The sequence below is a fragment of the Cyanobium sp. LEGE 06143 genome (assembly GCF_015207535.1).
GTDB lineage: Bacteria > Cyanobacteriota > Cyanobacteriia > PCC-6307 > Cyanobiaceae > NIES-981.
In genome coordinates, this window is sequence record NZ_JADEWP010000040.1 from 1 (window position 1) to 15,676 (window position 15,676).

Here is a 15,676-nt window from a genome sequence, read left to right on the forward strand (position 1 = left end):
CTCCCCCACCATGCGCGAGCCCCCAGGCAGCTTCCCCCAGGTGTTCGACAACGCCGATAGTTTTGCTCAGGCCTTCGATGAAGCCTGGTTCAAGCTGGCCAACCAGACATCAAGCCTGGATCAACCCCGCGAAGCCCTCCTCGCCGCTGTGCTCGAGGCCGTCGCCGACCATCCGTTCCGCCGCTCATCACCTGAGCTGGCCGAGCAGGTGGCGCAGTTCCGGCTCAGACTGCTCGGCCTCTGAGGCCGCTTTGCATGGCTCTGGCCAGGGCACGTTCGGGTCTTAACTTGACGGCCAGCGAGTTGAGCCACGGGAGTTGAGCGAGCGCACCACGGACGACAGCGGCATGGGCGAGCGCGGCACGGGTGCCAGGGGCACCGACGCCGCCGGCGCCCTGACTCGGTTGGTGCAGCTGCTCAGTGCCGGCTTCAGCAACCAGCAGCAGGCCTTCGACAACCCCCCCCTCTATGCCCACATCCTGGTGACGCTGCGGCCCCTGCCCCAGCTCGCTCCGGGCTCGCTGCTGCTGGAGCAGAGCTACGCCATCAATCCAGGCGTGCCCTACAGAATCCGGGTGCTGCGGGCCGAACGCCAGGGCGAGGCTCTGGTGATCCACAACCAGGCCCTCGCCGACGACCAACGCTTCTGGGGCGCGGTGGACGACGAGGCACGGCGCAACCGCATCAGCTCCTCCGACCTGGTGCCGCTGGAGGGGTGTTCCTACATGGTGCGCCAGGAAGCCGCGGGATTCGTCGGCGAAGTGGAGCCTGGCTGCCGCTGTCTGGTGGAGCGCAAGGGGCAGACCACGTACCTTGTCAGCCGCCTGGAGCTCGATGCCACAGGAATGCGCACGATCGATACGGGCCACGACCCCGGCTCCCATGCCCAGGTCTGGGGCTCGCTCGCCGGCCCGTTCCAGTTCAGCCGCACGGCTGACTACAGCCACGAGATTCCCGCTGCCTGGTATGAGGCCTTCCGGATCTGACGCCGATCAGGCCGGCACGTCATCCATGAAGGGCTGCTCCAGCTCTTCAGGGAAAGGGCCGTCGATGGCCATCAAGGGGGGAGCAGACTCAGGAAACGAGGCAAGCGGGCCGGGGTTGTTGTCCAGCTGCAGCAGCTGTTCCAGGTGGCTCAGGCGCTGTTCGGTCTGATCGAAGCGCAGCTTGCGCAGGGCGTCTTGGTGCTCGTCTTCCCGATCGGAAGCCTCCACCAGGGGCTCCAGCCGCTGCTGCTGGACGGACACCTTCTCCTCCAGCTCCAGAAGCCGGAAGGTGATGGCTTCCACCACCTCCGAGAGGGTGTTGAGCTGGTGGGCCAGTCGATCGATCGCCGGAGCAACCCTGGCGGTCGGCTCGGGGCAGGCCCGGAGTGAAGGATCAGGATGGCCAGCTGGATCGCCCATCGCCCCTCCGTGCGGGTTGGTTGCGGGTTGGTATGGCGGTGCGCCACAGCCCTGGAGCCCAGGCATCGCCTGGCCGGATGGTAACTGGGTCAGGCGCGGGCGCCAGGGGCAAACTTTGTAACGATTGTGAAAGGCTGGCGGTGGGCCTGCCGGTGGCCCATAGGATCTGCCAATGCAGCCGTTGGCAGCGTCGCCTTAAGGTGTCCTGCCCTGCCAGGCCGCCTGGTCTGCCCAGGCGGTCCAACGGCCACGTCGCGTTTTCTCCCCCCCGGCCCGAAGCCCATGACCCTCGCCAACGCTGCCTATCTGGGCATTGAGCGTTTCGCCAACGACAGCGCCAAAGAGAACTGGACCAACGCCTCCGAAAACGACAAGGCGCTCCTGATCCGCGCCGTCTACCGCCAGGTGCTGGGCAACCAGTACGTGATGAAGAGCGAGCGGCTCACAGGGCCTGAATCCCTGTTCAAGCGTGGCTACCTCAGCATCCGGGAATTCGTGCGCCAGGTGGCCAAGAGCGGCCTGTACAAGCAAAAGTTCTTCGAGAACTGCAACCCTTACCGCTTCATCGAACTCAACTTCAAGCATCTGCTCGGCCGGGCTCCTCAGAACAAGGCCGAAATGCTCCATCACTTCACCATCCTGCAGGAGCAGGGATTCGACGCCGAGATCGACTCTTACATCGACAGCGCCGAATATCAGGAACGCTTCGGCGAAGAGGCTGTTCCCTACCTGCATGGCTTCAACTACAACTCCGGCCAGCAGGGGCTGCAGTTTTCATACATGCTGCAGCTCACCCGCGGCGTAGGTGCCTCCGTCCGCGGTGACCTGCTCAAGACCCAGTCCCGGCTCAATCCTGCCGTCCATACCGAGCAGCCGATGCCGGTGGTCAGCCCCAACGCCAAGGGGGCTGTGTTCCGCAAGGTCACCAGTGATGGGGTCACCCGACAGGGCGTGGGTTCCGGAGAGGAAGGCCGCACGTTCAGGGTGGAAATCACCGGATTCAACAACTACAGACTGCACAAGCGCAGCAACCGGGTGCGCTTTATTCCCTTCAACAAACTGCTGGAGTACCAGCAACAGATCCACCGTGAGGGTGGTCGGGTCGCCAGCATCACGCCGGTGAACTGAAACGCGCTTTGACGCGAGCCTCGTTCGTTTTCCCTTTCACTCCTTCGCCCGAAACACCATGAAGGTTTCTGCAGGTAGCCGCGGCACCAGCTTCACCAGCAGCCGTCAGGTCACCTTCACCGTCACCGGTCTTGCCAACAACGATTACTCGCGTACGGCAGACATGACCATGAATGTGCCCTTCACTAGAATGAACGAAACCATGCGACTCGTCCAGCGGATGGGTGGCAAGATCACCGGCGTCAGCGTCAATGGCGGCGACCTCGTCGGCACGGGCAAGGTGGCACCAGCCCGCAAAAAGGCGAAGTCAAAGGCCGAAGGCTGATCCCAGCTTCAACATCAAGCAGGTCCACCAGTGGTCCCCACCAGATGGTCAACCCCTAGCTCGGTTCATTGGAATGTTCTGCCCCCCAACCGGGGGCTTTTTCATGCCCAGATCATGGCTCGGCAGACCAGGAGACGATGACCGTTTGTTAATTGGCGAGACGCCTGCCGCAGGGCCAACCAACAATGGTCAAGTCAAGTTGACAGGTGCCCGGCGTTGCCGGGCGACGGACAACCTGGCTATCCCTATCAACCCTCCCCGACATTTCGTCGCGACCAGGAGCTCTCCCCATGTTCGACGCCTTCACCAAGGTTGTAGCCCAGGCTGATGCCCGGGGCGAATTCATCAACGCCGGTCAGATTGATGCCCTCGCTGCCATGGTGGCCGAGAGCAACAAGCGCATGGACACGGTGAACCGCATCACCTCCAACGCTTCCAAAATCGTCACCAACGCTGCTCGCGATCTCTTCGATTCGCAGCCCGCTCTGATCGCTCCCGGCGGTAACGCCTACACCCATCGCCGCATGGCTGCCTGCCTGCGCGACATGGAGATCGTTCTCCGCTACGTCACCTACGCCATCTTCACCGGCGATGCTTCCGTCCTGGAAGATCGTTGCCTCAATGGCCTCCGTGAGACCTACCTCGCCCTCGGCGTCCCCGGCGCTTCCGTCGCAGAAGGCATCCGCAAGATGAAGGACGCCGCCGTCGGCATCGCCAACGACCGCAACGGCATCACCCCCGGCGACTGCGCCGCCCTCATGAGCGAAGTCGGCACCTACTTCGACCGCGCTGCTGCCGCCGTCGGCTGATCGCCTCGGCCCTCTCTTCTCTTGAACTCACCCGCCTCCACGCGGGTTCACCTTCTCCTTCTCTCTCACCATGAAGACTCCCCTCACCGAGGCCGTCGCCGCCGCTGATTCCCAGGGCCGCTTCCTCTCCAACACCGAGCTCAACGCCGCCTTCGGTCGCTTTGAGCGCGCTGCCAACGCCCTCAGCGCCGCCAAAACCCTCACCGCCAAAGCCGATGAGCTGGTGAACGGTGCCGCCCAGGCCGTCTACAGCAAGTTCCCCTACACCACCCAGATGCAGGGCAGCAACTACGCCTCCGATTCACGCGGCAAGGCCAAGTGCGCACGCGACATCGGCTACTACCTCCGCATGGTCACCTACTGCCTCGTCGCTGGTGGCACCGGCCCCATGGATGAGTACCTCGTCGCCGGTCTCGATGAGATCAACCGGGCCTTCGAGCTCTCCCCCTCCTGGTACGTCGAGGCCCTCTCCTACATCAAGGCCAACCACGGCATCTCCGGCGACCCCGGCGTCATCGCCAACAACTACATCGACTACGCCATCAGCGCCCTCGTCTGATTCCTGCTCAGGACTCAGCCGCAACCGCAACCCAAACATCCCTTCCCCCCCAAAGGGGGATCGGCTTCCTCGCCCCCATCTGGGGGCTTTTGCTTGAACTCCGCTACGGGGCGGCTTTCCTGTTCCCGGGCGCGAGGACGCCTGCCGGACAGCCGTCACCCGTACTGCCATCATCAGATCCAGCTCTCCCCCCCTTCCGCGGGGACGCGTTCCATGGCCGCACCCCCCAGGGCAGCCCCAGCCGGGGAGCCGATCAGCGAAGCCGAGGCCCTGGCGCGCCTGCGCCAATGCGCTGACCCCTCACAGCAGTACTACGCCGCCTGGTGGGTGGGCCGCATGCGCTGCGGCCACCCCGACACCATCCCCCTGCTGCAGCAGGCCCTGCGCCAGCGACGGCCACGGGACCCAGGGGCAGGGGTGGAGGAGAACGCCGTGGCCCGCAACGCGGCCCGCTCCCTCGGGAAGCTCGCGCCCGCCTCAGCTGTGGCCATCCCCGATCTGCTCGACACCCTGGAGGATGCCGACCACGGACTGCGGGAAGCGGCCGCCCGCGCCCTCGGCGAGATCGGCGCCGTGGAGGCCGTGGAGGCCCTATGCCAGCGTCTGGCCAGCGGCCCGCAGAGCGCAGGAGCCCAGGAGCCTGACAGCCCCCGGCTGCAGGAGCCCTGCGAAGCCCTGCTGGAGGCCCTGGGCGAGATCGGCGTGGCCCGGCCTGAGGTGATCGCCGTGCTGCGGCCCTTCATCGATCACCCCCGCCCCCTCGTGCGCAGCGCCGCCGCCCGCAGCCTGCTGCAGCTGAACGGCGACCCCTGCTGGGGTGAGCTGCTGGTGGAGCTGCTGGGCCATCCCCAGTTGCAGGTGCGGCGGGCTGCCCTGATGGACCTGGGCGCCGCCGGCTGGCGGCCGGCCCTGGCCGCGATCAGTGCCACCCTGGCCGAAAACAGCCTCAAACTGATCGCCCTGCGGGGTCTGGTGGAACGGGGCCAGGGCGAGCCGGGTGAGCTGGCCCTGTTCGCCAGCATGGACGCCCTGCTGTGAGCGGCATGAACAGCGCCATCAAGCCCCAGACCAGCCCTGAGCTGGACCAGCTGATCGAGGCGGTGGAGCGGGCCGACAGCAGCCTGGCGCTGGCGCAGGCCACCCGGGCCCTGGCCAGCCACAGCGATCCCCAGGCCGCGGCCACCCTGGTGAAGGTGCTCGGCTTCAACAACCCCGGCGCCGCCGTGGCCGCCGTGGAGGGGCTGGTGAGCATCGGCGAGGGGGCCGTGGAAGCCCTGCTCCAGCTCGATGCCGAGAACTACGGCGCCCGGGCCTGGGCGGTGCGGGCCCTGGCGGGGATCGGCGACATCCGCGGCCTGGAGCTGCTGATCGAAGCCCTGGGTACCGACGTGGCCGCCAGTGTGCGGCGCGCTGCCGCCCGGGGCCTGGGCCAGCTGGAGCTGGCGGCGTTGCCACCGGAGCGGGCCCTGGCCGTGCAGCAGCAATGCCTTCAGGCGCTGCTGGCCGCCAGCTTGGATGGCGAGTGGGTGGTGCGCTACGCGGTGGCCGTAGGGCTCGGAGCTCTGGCTGCAGACCTGCCAGCGAGCTGCAAGGGGTTTCGGCAGTGCCTGGACGGCCTGGGCAGGCTGACGCTGGACGAGGCCGGCAATCCCCCGGTGGTGCGCCAACGGGCCGCGTTGGCCCTGCAACGGCTGAGCACACCATGACCCCGCCTCAACCCACCCGGGTGCTGTTCGTCTGCCTGGGGAACATCTGCCGCTCCCCCGCCGCCGAGGGGGTGTTCCTGCATCAGCTGGCCCTCGAGCAGCTCCAGGATCACTTCCTGGTCGACTCCGCCGGCACCGGCGGCTGGCATCGGGGCCACCCGCCGGACGAGCGCATGCAGGCGGCCGCCGCCCAACGGGGCATTCAGCTCACCAGCCGGGCCCGCCAGATCCAGCTCGCCGACATCAGCAGTTTCGATCACATCCTCACCATGGACGAGGACAACCTCGCCCAGGTGAGGGCCCTCAGCCAGCGGGTCCAATCCGGCTCGCAGCGGGCCCGCATCACTCCCCTCACCCGGTTCTGCCGACAGCGCAAGGCCGCAGCGGTGCCCGACCCCTACTACGGCGGCCCCGAGGGCTTTGAGCAGGTGCTCGACCTGCTGGAGGACGCCTGCGCGGGGCTGCTGGAGGCGCTGCGGCCCCGCTGAACCCGGTGGGCGGGCCTCTCAGGGCGCCGGATCCGGCCAGGCGTCGTGGGGAATGCGCTGGCGAAACAAGTCCACCAGGGCCTCGATCACCGCCTCGATCGTCATGCCATCGGTGATCAGTTCCACGGCATCGCCGGCCCGGCACAGGGGAGCGATGCTGCGGCTCGAGTCCTGGTGGTCGCGATCGGCGATCTGGGCCTCCAGCTCAGCCTGGGGCGGCACCGCAAAGCCTCGCTGGGTCAGATCCTCGGCCCGGCGCCGGGCACGCTCGGCCACCGTGGCGGTGAGGAACACCTTGAGGTCGGCGGCGGGGTACACGGCTGTACCGATGTCGCGGCCCTCGGCCACCAGGCCGCCACTGGCGCCCATGGCCTGTTGCTGGCCGGTGAGGGCCTCCCGGACGCAGGCGTGGGCCGCCACCACGGACACCTGGGCCGTCACCTCCGGGSTGCGGATCACTGCGGTGATGTCCTGCCCCCCCAGCAGCACCCGCTGCTCGGCACCACCAAGCAACTGCAGGTCGAGATCGAGCAGCAGGGGGGCCACGGCGGCGGCATCGGCCGGATCGGCCCCCTGCTGCCGCACCAACCAGGTGACGGCCCGGTACATCGCGCCGGTGTCGAGGTAGATCAGGCCAAGACGGCTGGCAAAGGCACGGGTCACAGTGCTCTTGCCAGCTCCAGCGGGGCCATCGATGGCGACGATCGGGGCGCGACTCATCAAGAAGGTGTGATCGATCAGGCGGGCAGATCCACAGCGGACTGCCGCCGCTAACAGGGTCAACCCTGCCACCCGGTGAACGGGCTTCAGGCTGTGGGCCTCCACCAGGGCGGTGTACTCCACATCGAGGCCACTCTGCTCCAGTCGCCGGCGCAACTCTGCAGCGGCTGCTGGGGTCGGCTCGCTGCCGTCCCTCAGCCCATCTCGGGCGATGGCCGTGAGCAGGGTGGGCAGGGCGGTCGCCCGGCGCTGCTCCTGGGCCGAGAGGTAGGCGTGACGCGAACTGAAGGCCAGGCCATCGGGCTGCCGCACCGTGGCACAGCCCTGCACGGTCACCGGCAGGCCCAGATCCCGCACCACCCGCCGCAGGATCACCAGCTGCTGCCAGTCTTTTTCCCCCAGCAGCAGCCGCTGGGGACGCACCAGGGCAAGCAGCCGCATCACCACCGTGGCCACGCCGGCGAAGTGGCCGGGGCGCCCGGGCGCGCACAGGCCCTGCAGCAGGCTCTGCGGCGGCTGGATGCGCGTGAGTTCGGCCTCTCCTCCTGGGAACAGCTCGGCAGGCTCCGGAGCGAACACAGCAGCCGCCCCAGCGGCTGAGGCAACGGCGCCGTCACGGGCCAGGTGCCTGGGGTAGCGGCTGAAGTCTTCGCCGGCTCCGAACTGCAGCGGATTCACGAACACGCTCACCAGAACCACCGGCAGGCCTTCTGCCCGGGGCTGGGCCGCCTGGGCGATCAGCGCCTCGTGGCCCCGGTGCAGCGCCCCCATCGTGGGCACAAAGTGGAGAGGCCCCCGCTGCTGCCGGCGCCAGGCCTCGAGCTCTTGGCGGGTTCTGAGCAGGGCCACGGAGGAGGGAGTCGACAGAACAAACCCCCCAGGCCCTGAATGGGCCCGGGGGGAAGCATCATCCTGGACATGACCCCGGCCGTTGAGCCGGGGGACGGGCCCAGGGCCGGATCTCAGCGCAGGACCCAGATCTCAGCGCAGCACTTCGAGCTTCACCGGAGCCAGGCCGGAGGACACCAGGCCCACCTCATGGGCGGCGCCGTGGGCGAGGTCGATCACTCGGTTGCCGACGAAGGGGCCGCGGTCGTTGATGCGCACCACCGTGGTGCGGCCGTTGCGCAGGTTCGTGACGCGCACCTTGGTGCCGAAGGGCAGGGTGCGGTGGGCGGCCGTGAGGGTGCCGGGGCGGAAGCGCTCACCATTGGCGGTGCGGTTGCCGAAGAAGCCGGGGCCATACCAGCTGGCCTGGCCCCGGATCACCTTGACCACACCGGGGTTGCTGGTGGCGATCCGAACGGACGGGGCAATCTCGTTGAGCCCCTCAAAGGGAGCCGGGGAGWACTCGCTGTCGAAGATGGCMAGACCCTGGGCCGGCTCGGCAGCGTTGAGGCTGCTGGGATCGACCGCCAGGGCAGGAGCAACAGCGCCGGCAGCCAGGGTGAGGGCCAGGGCCCCGAAGGAAAGAGTGCGACGCATAACAGGCGAAATCCGCTGCAGAACAGCAACCTGAATGAGGTTCGCAAGCATTGGTATCTCCCAGCTAAAGCTTTCAGTGGGAGCACGTAAACCTGCGGAATTCCTGGACCGGAACAACAACTTCGCTAAATTAAGGGCAACCCAAGCCGGGTTTTGGCACTTTTGGCTACAAGGAATCTGATCAGAATTCATGATCAGAGCGCACTCGCAAGCCGCAGACTGGGATTGGGAGCTGTTCTGAGCCAGACAATCATCAGCCAATCCGATCAAGGCGATAAGCCCAGCTGATTCAAGCTTGTGCCGATCGCGCAACCGGCCAACCCCTCGGCCGGCCCATGCCTCGGCTGGGCCTGCCTGCGGCGCCCTGGCCGGCGGCATCGGAGGATCAGTGGCGTGAACGCGGGCTGAAAGCGATGGATTACCGCACTGCCGGGGTGGACGTGGTGGCCGGTCGCGCCTTTGTCGCTCGCATCCGCAGCTCGGTGGAGGCCACCCGACGCCCCGAAGTGGTGGGCGGGCTCGGGGGCTTCGGCGGCCTCTGCCGGCTGCCGGCCGGCCTCAAGGACCCCCTGCTGGTGTCAGGCACAGACGGCGTCGGCACCAAACTGGAGCTGGCCCAGGCCCACCAGAGCCACCATGGGGTAKGCCTTGACCTGGTGGCGATGTGCGTCAACGACGTGATCACCACCGGCGCCGAGCCGCTGTTTTTTCTCGACTACATCGCCACCGGCAAGCTCAGCCCTGAGGCGATGGCGGCGGTGGTGGAGGGCATCGCCGCTGGCTGCAGCCAGAGCGGCTGTGCCCTGCTTGGGGGGGAAACGGCGGAGATGCCCGGCTTCTACGGCCCCGGGCGCTACGACCTGGCCGGCTTCTGCGTGGCCGTGGTGGAGGCCGACGCCCTGATCGACGGCACCCGGATCAAGGCCGGCGACCGCATCGTGGCGATCGCCAGCAGTGGCGTCCACAGCAACGGCTTCAGCCTGGTGCGGCGCATCCTGGAGGCCAGCGGAGCCGGGGTCGACACCGCCCTGCCAGGCGCGGACTGCCCCCTGATCGACACACTGCTCACCCCGACCCGCCTCTACGGCGCCCTGGTGAAGGCCCTGCTGGCCAGCGCCATCCCCGTGCGCGGCATGGCCCACATCACCGGCGGAGGACTGCCGGAAAACCTGCCCCGCTGCCTGCCCGCGGGGCTCCAGGCGGCCATCGATCCCTACAGCTGGCAGCGCCCGGCCGTGTTCCGCTGGCTGCAGGAGGCCGGCGATGTGCCGGAGGCCGACCTCTGGAACACCTTCAACCTGGGGGTGGGGTTCTGCCTGGTGGTGCCGCCTGAGGCGCAGGAGCCGGCCCTGGCCTGTTGTGCCGCCACGGGATACGCGGCCTGGCCCGTGGGAGAGGTGCGGGCCGCAGACGATCCGAACGGCGCTCCAGGCGTGGCAGGGTTGCCACTCTGAGCGACACCAGCCGTCGCCGCCGCTGCGCTGGCAGATTGAGCCGGTCCGCTCCGCCTGCAGACCATCCGACTCCCCCTGTCCAAGGCATGAATGCATGAATAAGTCGCAACCTCCCTTCGCTTCCGGTTCCCGCATCACCCGACGCCGCAGCTCGGCCGGGCCGGTGCCACCGATTCGGCCAATCCGGCCGCGGGAGGGCCATGCCGGCACGATCCGCACTGGCCTGCGGCCCACCTTCCTCACCCTGCGCGACCACGGCAAGGTGTTTGTGGCGGATCTGCCACGGCTCTCCGACGGGCAGCTGGCCCATATCGCCAAGGAGGCCCGCGAAGTGCTGGAGAGCCTGCTGCGGCGGCTGGCTGAACTGGAGGGCCAGCTCAGCCTCACCCAGACCGAACTCGACACCCGCATCCGGGCCAGCACCAAACGGGATGTGACCGAGCGGTTCATCCGCGCCATCGCCGAGGAGCAGGAGCTGCGCCGCAACAATCCAGCCCTGCGGGCCGCAGCTGGGGAATCCCTGGCCCGGGCCTTCATGGAACTGGCCCGCCACCGTCTGCCGGGAGCCACCTTCGACTCCCTCCTCCAGGAGGCCCTGGAGGCCTGCGGCCCTGAGCTGGTCACTCAGGCAGCCCCCAGCAGGGCGACCGACAGCCGCGCCAGTGTGCCAGCCCCTGCCGATGGGGAGAGGCCCACGCCCGAGGTGCTGCCAGTGGTGCTCACTCCGGCGCCCTCCTCCTTCTGAGCGGCAGGATCAGTCGCTGGCCAGGGGGTTGGCGGGCATTCTGCGCATCAGCCCACCGGCCAGCTGGTCAAGCAGCTCACGCTCAGCTGGCTCCAGGAGCCAGCGGCCGGCGGCGGCGGCGGCCTCGGCCTGGGCGGGGCTGCGCAGTCCGGGAATCGGCATGGCGCCATGGGAACGGCACCAGTTGAGCGCCACGGCCGCCGCCGGCGCGGCACGGCGCTGAGCCATCACCGCCATCGCCTCGCGCAACGGAGCCAGCTGGGGCGCCAAGCGGCGAAACAGAGCCCCCCTGGCTCCTGCTGGGGCAGGCGCCTCGTGGCTGGCCGCCAGCAACCCGAGGGCCAGCGGGCTGTAGGCAATCAGCTCGATGCCCAGCTCCCGGCACACCTCGGCCACGCCGCCAGTTTCGATCGGGGCCGGCGAGAGCAGTGAGAGCTGCACCTGAACGCTTGCGAGCCGCACGCCACGGGCCGCCAGGCGCTGATGCATCTGGCGCAACCGCCGCGGGCCCACGTTGGACACCCCCAGCTCCGCCACCTCAGCCTGGGTCACCAGATCGGCCAGGCCCTCCAGCAGCGGACCCTCCTGCCAGGGGGCATAGCGGGCCGTGCTCCAGTGCAGCTGGACCCGGTCGAGCTTCCCCTGCAGGCGTCGACGGGAGGCGGCAAACGCCCGCCGGAAGCCGCCGCGGCCCAACCGCCACGGGAAGGGGGCCAGCTTGGTGGCCACCAGGAGGCGTTCGCTCTGCTGCGGCGGCAGCGCCGCGCAGAAACGACCCAGCAACTGCTCACTGCGGCCGTTCAGGCGCCCCGTGCCATAGGAGTCAGCCGTGTCGAACCAGTGCAGACCCAGCTCAACCGCCCGCTGGAACGTGGCCTGCAGGGTGGCGTCCTGACTGGGGTCATAGCCCCAGAGCAGCTGATTGCCCCAGGCCCAGGTGCCCACGCCGATGCCGGGGGCGACGGGCAGGGACGGGGAGGAATGCGCCATGGTGTGGAGATGAGCCCGGGGTGAAAGAGTCGAAGATGAGCGCGCTGCCAACGCCCGAGTCCTCCAGCCAGCCTGCCGAACTGCCGTGTTCCAGTTCCTCTCCGCCAGCGGCCGGCGCCGAGCCGGTGCTCTGCAACCACTGTGGCCGCACCGCCAGCAATGGCATCAGCTGCCAGGGATTCTGCGTGGCGGATTCCGGCTACTGAGGTCTGTGCGGCCACTGAGCCCTGGTGGGGCAGCCAGGGCGCCCTGGCTGGGCGGGGCGACGGGCCTGCTGCTGGCGACAGCCGCTCTGGCGGGACTCCTGGCTGGGCGCCTGACGGCGCGGGCCGAGGGCTTCGGACGCTGGGCCAGCCCCACGCGCCAGTGCGATCTGCAGATCAACCGACGCGAGCAGAACTGCCAGGCACTGCGCCTGGATCAGAACCTGGCCGGACTGCTCACGGTGCGGTTTCTGGTGGAGGCTGATGGGTCCCGGACCATGGCCGAGGAGCTGCTGTTCGTGGGCCAGCTCCAGGCCGGGCAGCCCGCGATGCGCTGCTCCGTGGATGGCCAGTGCGAGCCGCAATGGCCCACGCGGCTGCTGGTGAGCACGGTGGCGGACAGCCGCTACGACGACAGGGGATTGATCATGGGGCTGCCCCAGACCCATCTGGTGCAGGGCAGTTGCGTGCTGGAGCGCGACCGGGTGCTCTGTGATGCCAGCAGCCGGGAGGGAGGTTCGTGGATCGCCGAGGCAGCCCCCTAGGGCCTGCCGCCCGGCAATTCAGGAAGAGGCGGCACCCAGATTCGAACTGGGGGTAAAGGATTTGCAATCCTCTGCCTTACCACTTGGCCATGCCGCCGACCGGGGAGCAAACTCCCGTGAGCGGATCGTATCAGCCATGGCATGCCCCTCCCGCTGCTGGTTCTGAGCAACGGCCATGGAGAGGATCTGATCGCCCTGCGGGTGGTGCAGGCCCTGCGGCAGCGTCGGCCCGAGCGTGCCGTGCTGGTGCTGCCCCTGGTGGGCGAGGGGCGGGCCTTCGCCGCGGCGGCCGCAACGGGCCAGCTGCAGCTGGTGGGGCCCCGCAGCCCCCTGCCCAGCGGCGGCTTCTCCAACCAGAGCCTGGGGGGCCTGGGCCAGGACCTGCTCGCCGGGCTGGCCCAGCTCAGCTGGCACCAGTGGCGCTGGGTGCGGGCCTGGGGCCGCAGCGGGGCGCCGCTGCTGGCGGTGGGGGATCTGCTGCCCCTGCTGCTGGCCTGGGCCAGTGGCGCTGCCTACGGCTTCATCGGCACCCCGAAGAGTGATTTCACCTGGGCCTCGGCGCCCCCCGCCGGCTGGGGCGCCAGCCCCCTGGCCGACCGCTACCACGCCTGCAAGGGAAGCGAATGGGATCCCTGGGAATGGGCCCTGATGGGCCATCGGCGCTGTCGGATCGTGGCCGTGCGCGACCGCTTCACGGCCCGGGGCCTGCGGCGGCATGGGATTACCGCCCTGGCACCGGGCAACCCGATGCTGGATGGACTGGAGCCGCAGCCATCGCCGCCGGCCTGGTTGAGCCGGCGCCAGCGGCTGCTGCTGCTGCCGGGCAGCCGGGAGCCGGAATCACGGCGCAATGCCGCCAGGCTGCTGGGGGTGCTGGAGGCCTGGGAGCCCGCCTGCCCCACGACGCTGCTGCTGGCGAGTGCGACCAGGCCCGATCCGCATGAATGGGATCAGCTGCTGCGCCGTCATGGCCTGCAGGAGGGCGTGCTGACACCGGAGCTGGAGGCCTGTGGCGCCATTGCCACCTGGCACAGGGGTGAGCTGCAGGTGCTGCTGGGTCCAGAGCGCTTTCAGCAGTGGGCCGGCTGGGCCGAGGTGGGCCTGGCCACGGCCGGCACCGCCACCGAGCAGCTCGCCGGGCTTGGGGTGCCGGTGTTGTCCCTGCCGGGCCCGGGTCCCCAGTTCAAGGCGGGCTTCGCACGGCGCCAGAGCCGGCTGCTGGGCGGCGCCGTTCAGCCTTGCCACACCCCCCGGGAGCTGGCGGAGCGGCTCAGAACGCTCCTGGCCAGCCCGGCCCTGCGGCAGACCCTGGGCCGGACCGGGCGTCGGCGCATGGGAACGAGCGGGGGGAGCCAGCGGCTGGCCGTGCTGCTGGAGCAGCGGCTTCTGCCGGATCCTGACGCCCCGCTGCCGGGCCAGAGGGAACCCGCCCAGCGGTAGAGGAGGAGGGGCTGGGATACTGAACGATCACCCACCAGCGGCGGGCAACTCCATGGCAGGCATCCCTGATCGGGCCTACAACGCGGCCTGCGCCAGGCTGGCCAGCGCCATGGGCGTGAGCCTGGGGGCCGCCCGGCGCCGGGTGGAGATGAAGGCCGCCGCCGTGGCCATCCGCGACACCGCCGGCAAGCAGGCCCTGGCCGAAGAGCTGCTCAGCGAGGCCACCGCCAGCAGCGCCGACAACCACGCCCGGCTCTCCTCCCTGCTGGAGGCGGTAGGCCGCGACGAACACTTCATGCTCGAAGACTGAACGCCCCCGGGGCCCAGTCGCTCAGCGCTGGCCTCCGCTGGAATGCTCGAACAGCAGGTGGAACCGCTGACGATCCAGGTCGGAGAACACCGGCAGACACTGGAAGCAGCGCTCAGCCAGGGCCCAGCGCTCCTCGCGCCGCAGCATCAGCTCCAGCCGGTCGCGGGCGGCCAGCAGATAGCGCACATCGCCGGCGGCGTAGGCCAGCTGGGCCTCGCTGAGGTCCTCCACCTGGCCCCAGTCGGAGCTCTGGGCCCGCTTGTCGAGCTCCACCCCCACCAGCTCCTGCACCACATCCTTGAGCCCATGCCGGGGGCTGTAGGTGCGGGCCAGGCGGCTGGCGATCTTGGTGCAGAAGATCGGCGCCACGGCGATGCCGAGGTTCTCCGCCAGGGCCGCCACATCGAAGCGGGCGAAGTGGAACACCTTCTCGGTGGCGCTGCTCTCCAGCAGAGCCTGCAGCCGTGGCGCCGAGCTCTGACCCCGGGCCAACCGGATGCAGCACACGTTGTCGTCGTCGTCGCAGATCTGCACCAGGCAGAGCCTGTCGCGGCCGTGGATCAGGCCCATGGCCTCGGTGTCCACCGCCAGGGCACGAGCGCCGGCGTAGAGCTCCGCCCAGGTGGCATCGAGATCACCGTCGAAGACGGCGAAGCGCGCCGGGGCGGGGAGGTTGCTGGTGGGAGCTGCGGTCATGGAGGGGCAGGCAAGCGGCTGGGGATCAGGCCCCATGTTGGACGGGCACAGCGGGACTTCCCGGCCCCGGGCCCGCGCCAGCAGAATGGGTCGGGATTTCGGCAGACCATGCTCTCCTCTGGCTCCACCCTGGTGCTCACCCTGTTGATGGCGGTGGGGCTGGTGTTCTTCCTGCGCGCCGCCAGCAAAGACCGCACCACCACCGTGGAGGTGCGGTCCTCCAAGCCGCCCCTGGAGGTGCTCGACAGCCTCAGCGCCTGGCTGCTGCAGCGGGGCTGGATGGCGGAAGCCAGCGACCCCGAACAGCGCTCCCTGCGCTTTCGCGGCCAGGTGCGCTCCAGCGTTCCGCTGGCGCTGCTGCTGTCGCTGCTGGGCGGCGTGGGGGCAGGCGCCCTGGGCCTGGTGATCCGCCAGGTGCAGCCGGGCCTGGTGTGGTGGCCGCTGCTGCTCGTTCTGGTCGGCCCCCTGGCCGGGGTGGTGTATCGGCGCCGCGCCGAGCGGCCTGAAACCGTGGAACTGCGGCTGATCAGCCATGACCAGGCCACCGGCAGTGCCCTGCGCCTGCGGGCCCATCGCGATGAGCTGATCGCCCTGGAACTGGAGCTGGGCCCCAAGCTGGGCCTGTTCAGTGATGGCAACCTGCTGAGCTCGCCGATCTGAACCGCCC

At 69.0% G+C, this 15,676-nt stretch carries 21 protein-coding genes and 1 tRNA gene; 16 read left to right on the forward strand and 6 right to left on the reverse strand.

What is annotated here, in order from left to right:
• The first annotated feature begins 10 nt into the window (after nucleotides 1-10).
• Nucleotides 11-244: a hypothetical protein gene (locus tag IQ216_RS04590; protein ID WP_193814528.1), complete on the forward strand. Its 234-nt coding sequence runs from the start codon at nucleotides 11-13 to the stop codon at nucleotides 242-244.
• 103 nt (nucleotides 245-347) lie between these two features.
• On the forward strand, nucleotides 348-986 hold the full coding sequence (locus IQ216_RS04595; protein ID WP_193814544.1) for a chromophore lyase CpcT/CpeT: 639 nt from the start codon (nucleotides 348-350) through the stop codon (nucleotides 984-986).
• Nucleotides 987-992: 6 nt separating this feature from the next.
• On the opposite strand, the gene IQ216_RS04600 is transcribed toward IQ216_RS04595, so the two are convergent.
• Nucleotides 993-1,406 (reverse strand): hypothetical protein, encoded by a 414-nt coding sequence (locus IQ216_RS04600; protein ID WP_193814529.1) that lies wholly within the window; start codon nucleotides 1,404-1,406, stop codon nucleotides 993-995.
• Between the two features lie 282 nt (nucleotides 1,407-1,688).
• On the opposite strand from IQ216_RS04600, the gene IQ216_RS04605 reads away from it, so the two are divergent.
• The 7 genes from IQ216_RS04605 to IQ216_RS04635 all read left to right on the forward strand — a co-directional run bounded on the left by IQ216_RS04605 (nucleotide 1,689) and on the right by IQ216_RS04635 (nucleotide 6,421).
• Nucleotides 1,689-2,534 (forward strand): phycobilisome rod-core linker polypeptide, encoded by an 846-nt coding sequence (locus IQ216_RS04605; RefSeq protein WP_186697237.1) that lies wholly within the window; start codon nucleotides 1,689-1,691, stop codon nucleotides 2,532-2,534.
• Nucleotides 2,535-2,592: 58 nt separating this feature from the next.
• Complete coding sequence (locus IQ216_RS04610; protein ID WP_193814530.1) at nucleotides 2,593-2,859, forward strand: phycobilisome linker polypeptide; 267 nt, start codon at nucleotides 2,593-2,595, stop codon at nucleotides 2,857-2,859.
• A 290-nt stretch (nucleotides 2,860-3,149) separates the two neighbouring features.
• Nucleotides 3,150-3,668 (forward strand): phycocyanin subunit beta, encoded by a 519-nt coding sequence (locus IQ216_RS04615; protein ID WP_193814531.1) that lies wholly within the window; start codon nucleotides 3,150-3,152, stop codon nucleotides 3,666-3,668.
• A 70-nt stretch (nucleotides 3,669-3,738) separates the two neighbouring features.
• On the forward strand, nucleotides 3,739-4,227 hold the full coding sequence (gene cpcA, locus IQ216_RS04620; protein WP_186697240.1) for a phycocyanin subunit alpha: 489 nt from the start codon (nucleotides 3,739-3,741) through the stop codon (nucleotides 4,225-4,227).
• A 213-nt stretch (nucleotides 4,228-4,440) separates the two neighbouring features.
• Nucleotides 4,441-5,265, forward strand: a complete 825-nt coding sequence (locus IQ216_RS04625) for a HEAT repeat domain-containing protein (protein WP_193814532.1) — start codon at nucleotides 4,441-4,443, stop codon at nucleotides 5,263-5,265.
• A 5-nt stretch (nucleotides 5,266-5,270) separates the two neighbouring features.
• A complete protein-coding gene (locus IQ216_RS04630; protein ID WP_193814533.1) occupies nucleotides 5,271-5,933 on the forward strand; it encodes a HEAT repeat domain-containing protein in 663 nt (220 codons plus the stop codon).
• The gene (locus IQ216_RS04635) at nucleotides 5,930-6,421 is read left to right on the forward strand and encodes a low molecular weight protein-tyrosine-phosphatase (RefSeq protein WP_193814534.1); all 492 of its coding nucleotides are present in this window, start codon (nucleotides 5,930-5,932) and stop codon (nucleotides 6,419-6,421) included. The genes IQ216_RS04630 and IQ216_RS04635 overlap by 4 nt, the downstream gene beginning before the upstream one ends.
• An 18-nt stretch (nucleotides 6,422-6,439) precedes the next feature.
• On the opposite strand, the gene IQ216_RS04640 is transcribed toward IQ216_RS04635, so the two are convergent.
• Both IQ216_RS04640 and IQ216_RS04645 read right to left on the reverse strand, forming a co-directional pair.
• Entirely contained in the window at nucleotides 6,440-7,990 is a 1,551-nt protein-coding gene (locus IQ216_RS04640) for a bifunctional pantoate--beta-alanine ligase/(d)CMP kinase (protein WP_193814535.1), read from the reverse strand.
• A 132-nt stretch (nucleotides 7,991-8,122) separates the two neighbouring features.
• A complete protein-coding gene (locus IQ216_RS04645) occupies nucleotides 8,123-8,626 on the reverse strand; it encodes a septal ring lytic transglycosylase RlpA family protein (protein ID WP_193814536.1) in 504 nt (167 codons plus the stop codon).
• Between the two features lie 413 nt (nucleotides 8,627-9,039).
• Between IQ216_RS04645 and purM the strand changes: the two genes are divergently transcribed.
• Both purM and IQ216_RS04655 read left to right on the forward strand, forming a co-directional pair.
• On the forward strand, nucleotides 9,040-10,080 hold the full coding sequence (gene purM, locus IQ216_RS04650) for a phosphoribosylformylglycinamidine cyclo-ligase (RefSeq protein WP_193814537.1): 1,041 nt from the start codon (nucleotides 9,040-9,042) through the stop codon (nucleotides 10,078-10,080).
• 94 nt (nucleotides 10,081-10,174) lie between these two features.
• The gene (locus tag IQ216_RS04655) at nucleotides 10,175-10,825 is read left to right on the forward strand and encodes a 2-hydroxyacyl-CoA dehydratase (RefSeq protein WP_193814538.1); all 651 of its coding nucleotides are present in this window, start codon (nucleotides 10,175-10,177) and stop codon (nucleotides 10,823-10,825) included.
• A gap of 9 nt (nucleotides 10,826-10,834) precedes the next feature.
• Here the strand turns inward: IQ216_RS04655 and IQ216_RS04660 are convergent, their stop codons facing one another.
• The gene (locus IQ216_RS04660; protein WP_193814539.1) at nucleotides 10,835-11,815 is read right to left on the reverse strand and encodes an aldo/keto reductase; all 981 of its coding nucleotides are present in this window, start codon (nucleotides 11,813-11,815) and stop codon (nucleotides 10,835-10,837) included.
• 35 nt (nucleotides 11,816-11,850) lie between these two features.
• Between IQ216_RS04660 and IQ216_RS04665 the strand changes: the two genes are divergently transcribed.
• The gene (locus tag IQ216_RS04665) at nucleotides 11,851-12,021 is read left to right on the forward strand and encodes a hypothetical protein (RefSeq protein ID WP_186697250.1); all 171 of its coding nucleotides are present in this window, start codon (nucleotides 11,851-11,853) and stop codon (nucleotides 12,019-12,021) included.
• Between the two features lie 5 nt (nucleotides 12,022-12,026).
• Entirely contained in the window at nucleotides 12,027-12,563 is a 537-nt protein-coding gene (locus IQ216_RS04670) for a hypothetical protein (protein WP_186697251.1), read from the forward strand.
• 26 nt (nucleotides 12,564-12,589) lie between these two features.
• On the opposite strand, the gene IQ216_RS04675 is transcribed toward IQ216_RS04670, so the two are convergent.
• Nucleotides 12,590-12,660, reverse strand: a tRNA-Cys gene (locus IQ216_RS04675).
• Nucleotides 12,661-12,704: 44 nt separating this feature from the next.
• Between IQ216_RS04675 and IQ216_RS04680 the strand changes: the two genes are divergently transcribed.
• Both IQ216_RS04680 and IQ216_RS04685 read left to right on the forward strand, forming a co-directional pair.
• Nucleotides 12,705-14,003 (forward strand): lipid-A-disaccharide synthase-related protein, encoded by a 1,299-nt coding sequence (locus IQ216_RS04680; RefSeq protein ID WP_193814540.1) that lies wholly within the window; start codon nucleotides 12,705-12,707, stop codon nucleotides 14,001-14,003.
• A 52-nt stretch (nucleotides 14,004-14,055) separates the two neighbouring features.
• On the forward strand, nucleotides 14,056-14,313 hold the full coding sequence (locus IQ216_RS04685; RefSeq protein ID WP_193814541.1) for a hypothetical protein: 258 nt from the start codon (nucleotides 14,056-14,058) through the stop codon (nucleotides 14,311-14,313).
• Nucleotides 14,314-14,334: 21 nt separating this feature from the next.
• Here the strand turns inward: IQ216_RS04685 and IQ216_RS04690 are convergent, their stop codons facing one another.
• A complete protein-coding gene (locus tag IQ216_RS04690; RefSeq protein ID WP_193814542.1) occupies nucleotides 14,335-15,009 on the reverse strand; it encodes a ribonuclease D in 675 nt (224 codons plus the stop codon).
• Between the two features lie 108 nt (nucleotides 15,010-15,117).
• Between IQ216_RS04690 and IQ216_RS04695 the strand changes: the two genes are divergently transcribed.
• Entirely contained in the window at nucleotides 15,118-15,669 is a 552-nt protein-coding gene (locus tag IQ216_RS04695) for a cofactor assembly of complex C subunit B (RefSeq protein WP_193814543.1), read from the forward strand.
• Nucleotides 15,670-15,676: the final 7 nt, after the last annotated feature.